Source organism: uncultured Chitinophaga sp. (assembly GCF_937898475.1).
Classification (GTDB): domain Bacteria; phylum Bacteroidota; class Bacteroidia; order Chitinophagales; family Chitinophagaceae; genus Chitinophaga.
Map to the genome: position 1 here is coordinate 37156 of NZ_CALEJS010000032.1, position 13734 is coordinate 50889.

Annotated in this window: 12 protein-coding genes and 1 tRNA gene; 7 read left to right on the forward strand and 6 right to left on the reverse strand. The window is 48.8% G+C overall.

The window, feature by feature from the left end:
* Positions 1-71: 71 nt before the first annotated feature.
* The gene (locus Q0577_RS19705) at positions 72-377 is read left to right on the forward strand and encodes a YbaB/EbfC family nucleoid-associated protein (protein WP_298739332.1); all 306 of its coding nucleotides are present in this window, start codon (positions 72-74) and stop codon (positions 375-377) included.
* On the opposite strand, the gene Q0577_RS19710 is transcribed toward Q0577_RS19705, so the two are convergent.
* Positions 374-1126 carry a DUF72 domain-containing protein gene (locus Q0577_RS19710; RefSeq protein ID WP_298739333.1) on the reverse strand — a complete coding sequence of 251 codons (753 nt, stop codon included), beginning with the start codon at positions 1124-1126 and terminating at the stop codon, positions 374-376. The genes Q0577_RS19705 and Q0577_RS19710 overlap by 4 nt on opposite strands.
* A 134-nt stretch (positions 1127-1260) precedes the next feature.
* Between Q0577_RS19710 and Q0577_RS19715 the strand changes: the two genes are divergently transcribed.
* The 4 genes from Q0577_RS19715 to Q0577_RS19730 all read left to right on the forward strand — a co-directional run bounded on the left by Q0577_RS19715 (position 1261) and on the right by Q0577_RS19730 (position 4111).
* Positions 1261-1635, forward strand: coding sequence for a hypothetical protein (locus Q0577_RS19715; protein WP_298739335.1), 375 nt, complete (start codon positions 1261-1263; stop codon positions 1633-1635).
* Positions 1636-1731: 96 nt separating this feature from the next.
* Positions 1732-1804 (forward strand) — tRNA-Thr (locus Q0577_RS19720).
* 101 nt (positions 1805-1905) lie between these two features.
* Positions 1906-2781: an acyl-CoA desaturase gene (locus Q0577_RS19725; RefSeq protein ID WP_298739338.1), complete on the forward strand. Its 876-nt coding sequence runs from the start codon at positions 1906-1908 to the stop codon at positions 2779-2781.
* A gap of 76 nt (positions 2782-2857) precedes the next feature.
* The gene (locus Q0577_RS19730) at positions 2858-4111 is read left to right on the forward strand and encodes a multidrug effflux MFS transporter (protein WP_298739339.1); all 1254 of its coding nucleotides are present in this window, start codon (positions 2858-2860) and stop codon (positions 4109-4111) included.
* On the opposite strand, the gene Q0577_RS19735 is transcribed toward Q0577_RS19730, so the two are convergent.
* The 3 genes from Q0577_RS19735 to Q0577_RS19745 all read right to left on the reverse strand — a co-directional run bounded on the left by Q0577_RS19735 (position 4108) and on the right by Q0577_RS19745 (position 6383).
* Positions 4108-4533, reverse strand: a complete 426-nt coding sequence (locus Q0577_RS19735; RefSeq protein WP_298739341.1) for a hotdog domain-containing protein — start codon at positions 4531-4533, stop codon at positions 4108-4110. The two genes, Q0577_RS19730 and Q0577_RS19735, sit on opposite strands and share 4 nt — an antisense overlap.
* Before the next feature lie 125 nt (positions 4534-4658).
* Positions 4659-5702: a GTPase ObgE gene (obgE, locus tag Q0577_RS19740; RefSeq protein WP_298739342.1), complete on the reverse strand. Its 1044-nt coding sequence runs from the start codon at positions 5700-5702 to the stop codon at positions 4659-4661.
* Positions 5703-5795: 93 nt separating this feature from the next.
* Positions 5796-6383, reverse strand: a complete 588-nt coding sequence (locus Q0577_RS19745; RefSeq protein WP_298739343.1) for an adenylate kinase — start codon at positions 6381-6383, stop codon at positions 5796-5798.
* A gap of 259 nt (positions 6384-6642) precedes the next feature.
* Between Q0577_RS19745 and Q0577_RS19750 the strand changes: the two genes are divergently transcribed.
* Positions 6643-9597, forward strand: coding sequence for a glycoside hydrolase family 3 N-terminal domain-containing protein (locus Q0577_RS19750; protein ID WP_298739345.1), 2955 nt, complete (start codon positions 6643-6645; stop codon positions 9595-9597).
* Positions 9598-9630: 33 nt separating this feature from the next.
* Here Q0577_RS19750 and Q0577_RS19755 read toward each other — a convergent pair whose 3' ends face one another.
* Complete coding sequence (locus Q0577_RS19755) at positions 9631-10059, reverse strand: hypothetical protein (protein WP_298739347.1); 429 nt, start codon at positions 10057-10059, stop codon at positions 9631-9633.
* A 156-nt stretch (positions 10060-10215) separates the two neighbouring features.
* A complete protein-coding gene (locus tag Q0577_RS19760) occupies positions 10216-12492 on the reverse strand; it encodes a hypothetical protein (RefSeq protein WP_298739349.1) in 2277 nt (758 codons plus the stop codon).
* Positions 12493-12605: 113 nt separating this feature from the next.
* Here Q0577_RS19760 and Q0577_RS19765 point away from each other — a divergent pair, with 113 nt between their 5' ends.
* Complete coding sequence (locus tag Q0577_RS19765; RefSeq protein ID WP_298739352.1) at positions 12606-13673, forward strand: COX15/CtaA family protein; 1068 nt, start codon at positions 12606-12608, stop codon at positions 13671-13673.
* Positions 13674-13734 lie beyond the last annotated feature (61 nt).

The window sequence follows — 13734 nt, forward strand, 5'->3', positions numbered from 1 at the left end:
AAGATAAGGAATTGAGACATATAAGCATATAACACTACATGCTATATCTTTGTGATGTTAAAACATGTTATATGTTCGGAGATCTCTTTGGAAAGCTACAGGAAGCGCAGCAAAAAATGCAGGAAGGAAAAGCAAGGCTGGCTAATATTACGGTAGATGGGGACGCCGGTGATGGCGATGTAAAAGTAACTGTTAACGGGAACCGCGAAATAAAGGGTATCACAATAAAAGAGCACCTGTTGAACCCGGACAACAAAGAAGAACTGGAAGACCTGCTGATTACAGCGCTTAACCGTGCCTTGAAAAATGCGGAGAACGCCTGGGAGTCTGAAATGAAAGGCGTTGCCGGCGGTATGCTGGGCGGGCTGGGACTTTAGGCAGAAGCAATGAGTGCTTTCAGTTTTTTTGCATTTTCCAGGGCATAGCCATGCACATCGTTGTTGAAAAAGATCCATAGATTGTGACCTTCTTCCATCCAGCGTTTACATTTACGAGCATATGCCCGCAGTGAAACGGTGGCGTAATTGGATGCGTAGAGATCGCCCGGACCATGAAAGCGCAGGTAGATATGCGGAGCGGTTACCGCTTCTTTGTAAGGAAAGCGCTTACCCGAATGCGCTATTGCCAGCCCAACTCCATATTCTTCCATCAGCGACAGGCTTTGCCGGCTGAACCAGCTGGTATGCCGTACTTCAAAGGAAAAATCATAGTGTTTATAGGTATTGGCCAGCAGGCTGTAAAATTCTTTTGCCACACCCGCATCAAAAGCTAAACGTTCCGGCAGCTGTACCAATACTGGCCCCAGCCGTTTCTTTATCAGGTCAAAAACACTAAAGTAAACCTGCATGCCTGCTACCGGGTCCCGCAGTTTCTTCATATGGGTAATATAGCGGCTCAGCTTGGGGCAGAATATAAAGTCCGCCGGTACTTTCTCCACCCAGTCCTGCACCGTTTTTCCTTTAGGCAGGCGGTAAAAGCTGGTATTGATCTCGGTGCAGGTGAATTCCTGGCTGTAGAAAGCCAGGTAATCCACCGGCTTCATCTTTTCCGGGTAGTACAAACCTTTCCAGTGTTTATAACTCCATCCTGAAGTGCCTATTTGCCAGGCAGCGCGCTTTTTATTCATACCGCTTTTTTTGATGAGTACACAAGATTGGTACCTGTTTTCAGTATACGCGGAAACAACTGTGGCGGAGTAAGAATATCAATATACTGGCACAATTGCTGGTGATGATAGTGGAGCACCAAACACCTGCTACTATGATCAATCAATATGAAGTACCGGCATTGATTGAAGACGCAATACCGGAACTGAGAAAACCGCTGCACCGGTTCCCGGCAGTGTTTCATGTATATGAAACGATGACCTGCCTGAGCAACTATACCCGCAAACAGCTGGAAGAACAGAACTACAGTGTTGCAGGCGAGTGCCTGGAAGTAGCCGGCCGTTTATATGATCGCGGTAACGAGGTAGTAAAAGGCGCAATTGAACAACACTTTCTGCCCGCATTGTCCTGCCTGCCGGTTCCCGATGGTGCTTACCGTATAAAATTTTACTCACTGATACCCGCGTCACTGTATACCTTGTTCATACAGCATCAGATAGGAGATGTTCCTCAGATCAATAAACAATAAAAGGGATAGTATGCATACAGGGCAGCCTGTACAGCGCAGAAATTTTCCTGCTGCTGTTTTTAATAACGCGGGGATGATTAAATTTGTACCGGTCAAGCCAACCTAGCTCAGCCGGTAGAGCAACAGTTTCGTAAATTGTAGGTCGTGGGTTCGAATCCCATGGTTGGCTCAAGAAAACATAGTAATCAGGATTAGCGATTTTGCAAACCGTCAGTCGGCGAAATGATTTATATCATTGACTGCAAAATGTAATCAACCTATCTTTGGCAAATGAATACCGCAAAACAAATACGGAAACAACCTGACTGGCTTCATGAGCTCGATTTTATAGGCATTCACCTGGTACCTTTCCTGGCATTCTTTACCACTGTGCATGCGTTTGACTGGATTGTATGTGTCGTACTGTATGTGGCACGTATGTTTTTTGTAACCGGCGGTTATCATCGGTATTTTTCCCACCGCGCATTCAAGACTTCACGTTTCTTTCAGTTCATACTGGCTTTCGGGGCGCAGAGCAGTTTTCAGAAAGGCGTGTTGTGGTGGGCCGCCAATCACCGCATTCATCACAAGCATAGTGATACACCTGAGGATCCGCACTCTGCAAACCTGTATGGTTTCTGGTATGCCCACATTGGCTGGATCATGGGGCCAGAATACAAACCTACCCGCTATGATCTGATCAAGGATATGAAACACCGGGAACTGTACTGGCTGAATAAATATCACTTTGTACCACCTGTAATACTGGCGCTGGCGGTATACCTGATCGGCAATAAAGTGAACGGCACCGGTTTCTTTGACTGGAGCGCGGGGCTTTCCACCCTGTTCATCGGGTTTTTCCTGAGCACTATCCTGTTGTTCCATGGCACCTTTACCATCAACTCCCTGATGCATAAGATAGGCCGTCAGCGTTACAAAACAGGAGATCAGTCCCGCAATAGCCTGATACTGGCCCTGGTTACACTGGGAGAAGGCTGGCACAATAATCACCACTATTACCAGAGTGCTGCCCGGCAGGGATTTTACTGGTGGGAGATAGATATTACCTATTATATCATCCGTTTCCTGGGATTCCTGGGCATAGTATGGGATATCCGCCCCGTACCGGTGAAGGTAAAGGAAAGTAACAAGATCAACCCTTCATAAGTACAATGAATACCGGGATTTGGTACATGTAAGTGAACACGAGGAGCGCTAGCTTTGTATGATTATTCCGGATATCATGACCTACAATAAGCGCAACCATTTTTTACTGATACTGATATTAGGCGCCCTTACTGCACTGGCGCCTTTTTCTATTGATATGTACCTGCCGGGTTTCCCGGCTATAGCAAAGGATCTGCACTCCAGCATAGCAGAAGTTTCCCTTTCACTGTCCAGCTTTTTCATAGGCGTTTCTTTTGGGCAGTTGTTGTATGGGCCGCTGCTGGACCGTTTTGGCAGAAAACGTCCGCTGCATATTGGTCTGGTTGTTTACCTGCTGGCTTCCCTGGGTTGCGTGTTCGTAACGTCTGTAGATGCACTGATCGCCTTACGTTTTCTGCAGGCATTAGGGTGCTGCGCCTGTACGGTGGCCGCAACTGCTATGGTGCGTGATCTCTTCCCGGTAGAAGAGAATGCCCGCGTGTTTTCAATGCTGTTGCTGGTGGTAGGGGTATCGCCAATGCTGGCGCCTGCTATTGGCGGATATGTAACGGAGTTCATGGGATGGCATTACATCTTTATCATATTGACGGTGCTGGCGGCCGTTATCCTGGCGGCTTCCTACTGGAAACTGCCGGAGAGCTATCAGCCGGATCCGCACTATTCACTGATGCCCACCCCTATTATCCGCAGTTTTCTGTTTGTTATAAAAGAGCCACGCTTCACCACCTATGCAATAGCTGGCGCCATGGTATTTGCCGGGCTGCTTTCTTATGTAGCCGGATCGCCGTATGTTTTCCTGGAGATCTTCAGGGTATCGGGCACCCAGTACAGCCTGATCTTTGCTGCGCTGGCAGCAGGACTGATCGGTTCCGGGCAGGTGAACAGCGTTTTACTCAGGAAATATAAAAGTGAGCAGATCATCATCGTGGCCCTGGCCATTCAGGCTATTACGGGCATTATACTGGTTACCGGGGCTGGTAATGGTTGGCTGGGGCTTGCGGGCACTTTGGCTACAATTTTTATTTTCCTTTCCTGTGCCGGGTTTATTTTTCCGAATGCGTCTGCGCTATCTATGGCGCCATTTGCCCAGCATGCAGGTAGTGCGTCTGCCCTGATGGGCGCTTTGCAGATGGGGCTGGGAGCACTGGCATCCGTAGCGGTTAGCCTGCTGAGCAAGTATGATCATACTGCATTCCCGATGACCGGCGTTATGGCGGGTTGCTCCCTGCTTGCTTTATGTGTGCTTTTAACCGGCAGCTATTTCATACGGCGGGGCGTTGCAAGAAAGACCGCACAGACAGCTGCGCAATTCAATGATGCTGCTGCTTAATTCAGCGTGGCAGGATCGTCTTTCAAACGGTCTTTTGCGAAAGTGATGGCGGTTTTACCATGCGGAACAGGTTTACCATTTTCATCTACATTCACAAATACCATTTTCTCTATAGCCAGCACCGGCTGTTGTGTGATCTTGTTCCTTACCTCGCATTTCAGTGTGATGGAGGTACGGCCAAAATGGGTGGCCACAATGCCCAGTTCAATGATATCTCCCAGCCGTGGTGCGCTGATGAAATTAATCTCTGATATGAACTTGGTAACCACTTTGGGATTGTCCAGCTGCAGAATGGCATAGATCACCGCTTCCTCATCGATCCATTTAAGCAGGCTGCCGCCAAATAAGGTATGATTGGGATTGAGGTCTTCCGGTTTTACCCATCTGCGTGTACGGAATTTTAATTCGGGATGTGATTGCATATTAATTCATTTAAGAAGTTATCGGATAGGGTGGGGTTTCCTTGCACTGAATGACAGTGCAAAGTTCCGAAAGAAACGAACGCATCCCAAAGAGAAATTATTTATGCAGGTATAAAGGCAGCCTATTAGTCGTTCAGCGCCTGCCACAGCATGTCTTTCAGGTCTGTCAGTCCCTGTTGGGTAACGGCTGAAATGAATACATGCGGCACGTTTTCCGGTAGTTCTGCTTCGATGGCCTTCTGCAGTTCTTCGTCCAGCATGTCGCTTTTGCTGATGGCCAGCAGAAATTGTTTATCCAGCAACTCAGGGTTATACTGTTCCAGTTCATTTACAAGGATGTTGAATTCCTGGCGGTGATCTTTGCTGTCTGCCGGGATGAGGAACAGTAATACAGAGTTACGCTCTATATGCCGCAGGAAACGGTGCCCAAGGCCACGGCCTTCGTGGGCGCCTTCGATGATACCGGGAAGATCGGCAATACAGAAAGACCGGTCGTCGTGGTAGGAAACAATGCCCAGTTGAGGAGTAAGGGTGGTAAATGCGTAATCTGCTATTTTAGGTTTGGCGGCGGTGATGGTGGAGAGCAAAGTAGATTTACCTGCATTAGGGAACCCAACAAGTCCCACATCTGCCAGTACTTTCAGTTCCAGCAATTTCCAGCCTTCCTGGCCTGGTTCTCCGGGTTGGGAGTATTCAGGAGCCTGGTTGGTAGGGGTCTTAAAATAAGCGTTGCCGCGGCCGCCTTGTCCGCCGGGCAGCAAAATGATCTGCTGGCCATCGTCCAGAATCTCCGCTTCCAGTTCGCCGGAGGCTTCGTCATACACCTGTGTACCCAGCGGCACTTCGATCACAACATCGTTCCCGTTAGGCCCGGTGCAATTGTTACGGCTGCCGTTGCCGCCGTCTGTAGCTATCACGTTCTTGTGCCAGCGAAGGTGAAGCAGGGTCCATAGCTGCGCATTGCCTTTCAGGATGATGTGGCCGCCACGGCCGCCATCGCCTCCGTCTGGGCCAGCCATGGGGTTAAACTTGGTGCGCATGAAATGGGTGCTGCCGGCGCCACCCTTGCCGGATTTACAAAATACACGGATATAATCTACAAAGTTGCCCTTTTCCAAAGCTTTAGCATTTACATGGGCAGGCCAGGCCTGCAATAAATAAAAACGCAAAGATCGGGAAGTTTGCGTGATTTTCAGGAACCACGTCACTTACGATCTTTGCGTTCAATAAATTTTATATCGGATCCGCTAAGGTTGCGGGTTTTATACTCTTTCCACTACCAGGTCATCTATCTCCTTACTCAGGAGGCCGAAGATCTCGTCTATAGTGCCACTGCCTTTAATCTTCCTGAATTTGCCATATTTGGCATAGTGATCAGCCACAGGAGCAGTTTTGTTATGGTATTCCACAATACGTGCTTTCACCACATCTTCATTGGCATCGTCGCTGCGGCCGGAGGTAAGGCCACGGTTCAGCAGGCGTTTGATCAGCTCATCTTCCGGTACTTCCAGGCTCAGTACAGCAGAGATGGAAGTTTTCTTCAGGGTGAGCAGCTTGTCCAGTGCTTCTGCCTGGGCAGTAGTACGGGGAAAGCCGTCAAATATAAAGCCCCGTGTGTCCGGGTTGGCATCTAATTTGGAACTGATCATGCCGATCACTACTTCGTCAGGCACCAGCTGACCGGCATCCATAAACTTTTTAGCTTCCAGGCCAAGCGGGGTCTGGGCTTCTATTTCACTCCGCAGCAGATCGCCGGTGCTCAGGTGAATGAGACCGTACTTCTTGATCAGGTTAGCACTTTGTGTGCCCTTGCCGCTACCGGGAGGGCCAAATAAAATAATATTGACCATGATTCTAGTTAAAAATACTTTAATAGCAAGATTGCAAATATAACAAACAATTGAATGTATTGGTAAAAAAATTACGGTTGATTAAATAATATGAAATATTTATGAGTAATAGTGAACACAATTTAAAAAAGTGTCTAAAAACATAAAATTTATTGAAATATGATTTTTCGCAACGTATTTATTTTATGAAGGTTAGATAGTTATATAAATAATATTATTAATTCGTTGAACCTCATATAAATATTTGTAAGTTTATAAAATGATCAGGAAGTATTTACTACTACTGGGGCTCATCACTATATTCAGGACGGGACAAGCACAAAACGGGCTCCAGGCACCAACAGACAACACGTTACAAGACAAGGCAGTACAATGGGCAGACAGCGTTTTTAACTCTCTTACGCCGGAAGAACGCATTGCGCAGCTGATCATGATCAGGGCGCACTCCAACCTGGGACAGGACCACATAGACAAGGTGGTAAGCGACGTACGCAACAATAAGGTAGGCGGTGTGATCTTTTTCCAGGGCGGACCGGTAAGGCAGGCATCATTGACCAATTATTACCAATCCATCTCCAAAGTACCCCTGCTGGTTGCCATAGATGGGGAATGGGGCCTGGGCATGCGGCTGGACAGTGTGATCAGCCTGCCCCGCAACCTGATGATAGGCGCCTTGCAAGATAGTACCCTGGCTTATGAGGCCGGACGCCTGCTGGCCAATCAGTGCCGTCGCCTGGGCATTCATATTGATTTTGCACCGGACGTGGATGTGAACAACAATCCCAACAACCCGGTGATCAATGACCGCTCTTTTGGTGAAAACAAGTACCAGGTAGCCCGTATGGGCGTAGCCATGATCAAAGGCATGCAGGATGGCGGTATTATGGCCTGCGCCAAACATTTTCCCGGACATGGTGATACGGATGTAGATTCCCACCTGGACCTGCCGGTGATCGGCAAATCACGCGCCGCACTCGACTCACTGGAGCTGTACCCCTTCAAAGAAGCCATCGACGCCGGTGTGGGATCTATTATGGTGGCCCACCTGTATGTGCCGGCTATCGACAGGAAAGCCAATACGCCCACATCAATTTCATACAAGGCGGTTACAGACCTGCTGAAGGAAGAAATGGGCTTCAAAGGCCTGGTGGTAACAGATGCCCTTGAAATGAAGGGTATTGCCAAGTTCCATACAAACGGCGAAGAATCTTTACGGTCATTGCTGGCTGGCAATGATCTCATGATATTACCCTCTACCGCAACAGGCAGCATACAGGCCATTATGCGCGGTATTAAAAGAGGCCAGATCTCCTGGGAAGAAGTGAACCGCCGTGTGAAAAAAGTGCTGCGGGCCAAATATAACCTGGGCCTGAACAACCCACAGGTGATCGATACCGTTAACCTGACCAATGATCTGAACGCCCAAACGGACAGTTTACGCCGCCATATTGCACAGCAGGCCATTACACTTCTAAGGAACGATAACCGCCTGATACCGTTCCAGCCATTTCCCCTGCGTAAACAGAAAATTGCCGTGGTAGCTGTTGGCGCAGATGCCAGCAACAACTTTCTGCAAACGGTTAAACAATACCGGCCGGACGCAGATGTTTTTGTATTTACCAACCGGCAAACCATACATGAAGTGGCGCCACTGATGAACCGCCTGCAACGCGACTATAAGGCGGTGATCATCGGACTGCACAATTATAACCGGCGGCCAGCTAACAGCTTCGGCATCTCTGTAGCAGAAAAAGTGCTGATAGGACAGCTGCAGAAAGAAATGCCGACAGTAACAGTTGCCTTTGGCAATCCTTACGCCCTCCAGTATTTCTGCGAAGCGCCTGCTGTGGTAGCAGCTTATGAAGATGATGATATTACGCATAAAGCCGTTGCCGATCTGCTCTTCGGAAAGCTGGGCCCCAAAGGGAAGCTGCCCGTATCAGTATGCAATAACTTCCCTTCCGGCGCGGGTATCACTTATTCGCTACCCTCCTTCACAAACCTGCCTACGGTAGAACCGGAAGACGTTGGTATGCGTTCACTGATAATGACGCAGATAGACGGGCTGGCAAAAAATATGATGGATAACGGAGCCGCCCCGGGTGGGCAGATACTGGCCATGAAAGACGGCAGGATCGTGTATAACAAATGTTTTGGTTACTATGATTACAACCGTTGGGAGGAAGTCACCCCTGCATCTATATATGACCTGGCGTCTGTTACCAAAGTATGTGCTACCACCATATCGATCATGCGTTTGTACGATGAAGGAAAACTGAACCTTGACGCAACGCTGGGTGATTATCTGCCCATGGTAAAGAACACCAACAAGGCAGGTTTGCGCGTACGGGACATATTACTGCACCAGGCAGGCCTGGTACCCTACATTCCCTTCTACCGCGAAACATTGAATACAGACGGCACGCCGGATACAGTACTATATCACAAACATGCGGATGCTACCCACACAGTGCGTGTGGCAGAGAACATGTATATGGACAGCGCTTACCAGGCGATGATGTTCAAAAAAATACTGGACAGCAAGCTTAATTTACGCCAGGGATACGTATACAGCGATCTGGACTTCATCTTCCTCGGGAAGATTGTAGAACAGCTTACAGGTAAGCGGCTGAACCAGTATGTAAAAGAAACCTTTTACGACCCGCTTGGGCTGGGCACCACCGGCTTCCTGCCCAGGGAGCGGTTTCCTTTGCAACGGATAGTACCCACAGAACGTGAGCAGGTTTTCCGTATGCAGTTGTTGCGTGGAGATGTACATGATCCTGGCGCGGCAATGTTTGGTGGGGTAGCGGGCCATGCCGGTTTATTCTCGAATGCACATGACCTGGCCGTGATCATGCAGATGTTGCTGAATGGAGGACGGTACAATGATATCCAGTTCATTAAACCGGAAACGATCCGGTTATTTACCTCCTATGGCAGCTCGTACAGCCGGAGGGGTTTAGGTTTTGACAAGCCCGAAAGGGACAATGCGAAGAGAAAGGATCCTTATCCTTCGGCCAGTGCATCTTCCCTTACTTTCGGGCATACCGGGTTTACAGGTACTTGTATCTGGGTAGACCCGCAGTATAACCTGGTGTTCATTTTCCTGAGTAACCGGGTAAACCCAAGCGGCGGTACGAATCTTAAATTAAGCACCATGCATATTCGCGAGAATGTGATGGAAGTGCTTTATAAAGCAATGGTAAAGTAAAGACATTATTATCAAACAGGATAGGCCGTACGATTACTGTACAGATCCTATCCTGTTTACAGCCAGTTCAGTTCTGATCCCGATTGTTTTCTCCGCAATCTTATCTCTGCCATTCCTTAGTTCGAAAGTGTAATCGCCATCTTCCAGGCTTTGCAGGTTATAACGGCCCACATATACAGGCGTAGCAGGGATCACTTCGCGATGCAGCACATTGGCATTCTTATCTTTGATCATTAATACAACTTTTTCTGCTGTTGCGTTCTCAAGTCTCAGGCGAAACACCAGGGAATCGCCGCCTGAACGGGTGAGGTTTACTTTAAAACGGACAGGTGCTTCTTTCGTTACGGCATGTGATAAGGTCTTGTTTACGGCGGGGCCGTTATAGGCTAAAACGTTGTGCTGAGCCCTGGAGGCGGTGGTAAGCATCATTGCAGCAGCTGCAATAATGATAGTTCTGGGCATGTTATACATGACATTAAGTTTTTTAAAGTTCGTGTTAATGGGGCAGTATATTAGCTAATACCTAATGCCTTTGTTTTGTTGCCGCAAAGATCCGGCGCCGGCGTTAACAGAATATTACGCGTTCGTTAAGAGAAAGTGAAAATCTGATAAGGGCATTTACATGCCTCTGCCCAGTTCTGACACATCGCCTGCAGGCAGATTGAAATTATTGCGGACCCATTTTACCAGGGAATCCAGTCGGGGATAGTGGTCCAGCCGGTTGTTCATCCGTCGTAGCGTGGTGTCTGAAATGGCCCAGTTCATAGGGTATACACTACTGTCATTCTTTTCATACAGGGAGATGGGAAAATAGGTAGTATCCTTATTGAGTTCTCCAAGGTAGCGGATGAGGCGGAGATTGTTAACAACAGTTTGCGTATTATAAGAACCTATCAGTGTTTGCACCGGAGAGAAAAGATCATTTACTACCGGGTGTACTTTTCTCAGCACCAGCGGGTCTTGCCGGCCATTGGTAATATGGATCACATACCAGCGCAGTTTATCAGCCAGCTGCAAAGTACGCAGACGCGGATAGCGGCTGTACCAGCTGCTGTCGTTGGACCATTGATGTAACTGCATAATCATTTCATGCACCGCCCCGGCGCCGGAATTGTCGAAATAGCCGCCGTCTACAAAGTAATTATTTCCAATGCGGCCTGCAGGGTTTATGTAAGGAAAGCGTGCACCTAATATAACGGCTGTGCTTAAACGGATATCCTGTCCGGGTTCCAGCAGGTCCAGCACATCTATCCTTTTACCAAAGATGGTAGAGTCTATGATGATATTGCTTACCAGTCCCGGTGCACCGTCCTGCATGCGCGTGGTGTTCAGGTGTAAGATCGGCAGCTTGTAGGCGCTATCTCCGCGTCGTGCAATCAGGCCTGACATCAACTGCATGAAAGATCGGCCAATGATAATGGAATCCGGTGCTGCATGCTCTGTTGCATACTCCAGTGCTGCTGCGCGGTCATAAATGAAGGGAAAGGGGAATACCGGCCGGAACATATCGGGCCCCATCATACGGGCCAGGGTATAGGTCAGGAAATCACTTTTAAGGTATTCCTTTGCTTCCTGCTGAAGCGTATGTCCCGTCTGGTAGATACTGTCGCGCTGCTGCAGCAGGCAAAAGAATGCACTGTTGCCCATGCTGCCACCTGATTCCCCAGAAAGGCAGAGCAGATGCCTGGAAAAACGCCTGTCAGATGCTTCTTCCAGGCGGGTAAGCACGGCTGCCGTCCAGTAGCCGGAGCGGGAAGCACCGCCATCCGCCAATACAAAGAAAACTGGATAGATACTGTCCCGCCGGATTTCTGTTTCCCGCTGCTGCAGCCATTGCACAAAAAACTCTTCCAGGTGCTGGCGTTCGTCAAACACTTTTTCGGTACTGTTACGGTGCTTGTAAATGCGTACGTTGTGTGGTTCAAACAAATAACCGATTATTACCACCAGTACAATATATACCACGGTAAAGTTGATACCGGACAATATAGAAAGCAGGGATATGATATTGGCAAAACCCAGTAACACACCCAATCCCAGCAGCGCAAACGAGAAGCTGCCAATGCTGTTGGCAAACGGCAGATAAAAAATAGCGGTGAAATAACAGATGGCTGCTATCAGGCTGATGCCGTTAAAGATAGCGAAGAGCAGGGCTTCTTCCGGTCTGCGTGTTTGTGCACTGCCGGCGTCGTTCCACACTTTTTCGAGGAAGCGTGTAAAGAAGGGTGATCGCAGCCATCTCGTATTCAGCAGGTTAAGTTTGGCGCGGTTATTTATCAGGAAGAGGCAGGCATACTGCATCCAGCAGATGCCCGTTACAAGCGAAGAAGGGGTATTGATCCATCCGCAAAGCAATATTGCGCCAAACACAGATACCAGTAGCCATGTACATACCTGTAGCAGCTGGTTGCGCGCTGCCAGCCGGTTGCCCCATACCTTCATCAGCTGCGATGCGGATGCATACAGTGCGATATGCAGCAGCGTGATGACCGGCAGCAGTGCCCCTGGCCGTTTACCAATACCAGAGGGGGCCTGCAGAATGGCCAAGCCTACCACGGTAAAACAAAGGAAGCCCAGGAGGCCGGGCAGGTGTTTCAGGAACACCGGTTCCCATCCTACGGGGAACCAGTTAAAGCGCTGGTTCTTCCTGAATGCCAGTATGCGGCCGGAATACCAGTTCACATAGGCCCAGAAAAAAAGCATCAGCAGCAGAACAATTCCACTCCAGCGGGTTTCAGTAGCCTTCAGGATCATGTCTGTTCCCTGGGGTAACCACCAGAAACACCAGGCTGCCAGCAACAGCAACACAATAGCGGCCGCAAATACAATAAAGATGCGCAGGTAAACAGACAGCTGTAACAGCAGGCGTATGATCATTTTTCCCGGTGGGAGCATAGCATTTATGCACTGAGGCTGAAATTTAATGAAACAATTCCGGATTTTTGATGATAAGACTCAGTCTGAACAGCACGCTACCAATTGTAAACTTCCCTAATTTTGCAGCGGTTATGGAAAAAAACGCATTGCAGCAGCACCGTCCTGTAGCCATCTGGCTTTTTACAGGCGTGGGGATGGTCATCATACAGGTATTATTGGGGGGTATTACCAGGCTCACCGGTTCCGGCCTTTCTATTACTGAATGGCAGCCTATCCTTGGTGCATTGCCCCCTATGACAGAACAGGCCTGGCAGGCTGCTTTTGACAAATACAAGGAGATAGCACAGTTCAAATATGTGAACAGCCATTTTACACTGGCCGATTTTAAGTCCATTTATTTCTGGGAGTGGCTGCACCGCGACTGGGCCCGCCTGATGGGACTTGTATTTGCACTGCCATTTATTTATTTCGTGGCCAAACAGAAGATAGGACGGTCTATGGTACAGCCTATGCTGATCCTCTTTCTGCTGGGTGCATTGCAGGGCGCCATCGGCTGGATCATGGTAAAGAGCGGCCTGAATGAAGAGAACCTGTATGTGAGCCATATACGTTTGGCCGTACACTTTATTGCGGCCCTGCTGTTGCTCTGCTATGTGTTGTGGTTTGCGCTTAAAATAAGTACGCCGGCTAAAGACCTGGTTTATACACCATCGCTGCGTAAACTGAATATCTGGCTGCTGGTACTTTTAACGCTGCAGCTGGTATACGGTGCTTTTATGGCGGGCCTGCACGCGGCACTGGCCGCAAGTACCTGGCCGGATATCAACGGTATGTGGTGGCCGGCCGGAATGTTTCGCCAGGGAGGATTTTTTACAGATATCGTTCATAACCAGATCACCATACAGTTCATTCACCGCGGACTGGCTTACCTGATCAGTATACTGGTAGCCATATGGTGGTGGAAAGCCGCCCAGACGCCGGTATTCTGCCGTTTGCACCGTATCCGCTACCTGCCATTACTGCTGGTGCTGTTGCAGGTATTACTGGGAGTGCTCACCGTGATGAACAGCCAGGTAAAAATACCCATGCTGATGGCTATTCTGCACCAGTTTACCGGCATGCTGCTCTTGCTGGCGCTGGTGTGGACGTTGTTTTTAAGTAACGGAAAAGCCCCTGCCACCGCTAAGATAGCAGGCTGATAACTTACGACTATTTTTCGTAAGTTTATCAGTAATTGCCCGTTGGATGCCGTCATCCCTC

Coding starts and splice junctions, on each gene's coding strand:
- Q0577_RS19705 (WP_298739332.1), top strand. CDS start 72: ATGTTCGGAGATCTCTTTGGAAAGCTACAGGAAGCGCAGCAAAAAATG.
- Q0577_RS19710 (WP_298739333.1), bottom strand. CDS start 1,126: ATGAATAAAAAGCGCGCTGCCTGGCAAATAGGCACTTCAGGATGGAGT.
- Q0577_RS19715 (WP_298739335.1), top strand. CDS start 1,261: ATGATCAATCAATATGAAGTACCGGCATTGATTGAAGACGCAATACCG.
- Q0577_RS19725 (WP_298739338.1), top strand. CDS start 1,906: ATGAATACCGCAAAACAAATACGGAAACAACCTGACTGGCTTCATGAG.
- Q0577_RS19730 (WP_298739339.1), top strand. CDS start 2,858: ATGACCTACAATAAGCGCAACCATTTTTTACTGATACTGATATTAGGC.
- Q0577_RS19735 (WP_298739341.1), bottom strand. CDS start 4,533: ATGCAATCACATCCCGAATTAAAATTCCGTACACGCAGATGGGTAAAA.
- Q0577_RS19745 (WP_298739343.1), bottom strand. CDS start 6,383: ATGGTCAATATTATTTTATTTGGCCCTCCCGGTAGCGGCAAGGGCACA.
- Q0577_RS19750 (WP_298739345.1), top strand. CDS start 6,643: ATGATCAGGAAGTATTTACTACTACTGGGGCTCATCACTATATTCAGG.
- Q0577_RS19755 (WP_298739347.1), bottom strand. CDS start 10,059: ATGCCCAGAACTATCATTATTGCAGCTGCTGCAATGATGCTTACCACC.
- Q0577_RS19760 (WP_298739349.1), bottom strand. CDS start 12,492: ATGCTCCCACCGGGAAAAATGATCATACGCCTGCTGTTACAGCTGTCT.
- Q0577_RS19765 (WP_298739352.1), top strand. CDS start 12,606: ATGGAAAAAAACGCATTGCAGCAGCACCGTCCTGTAGCCATCTGGCTT.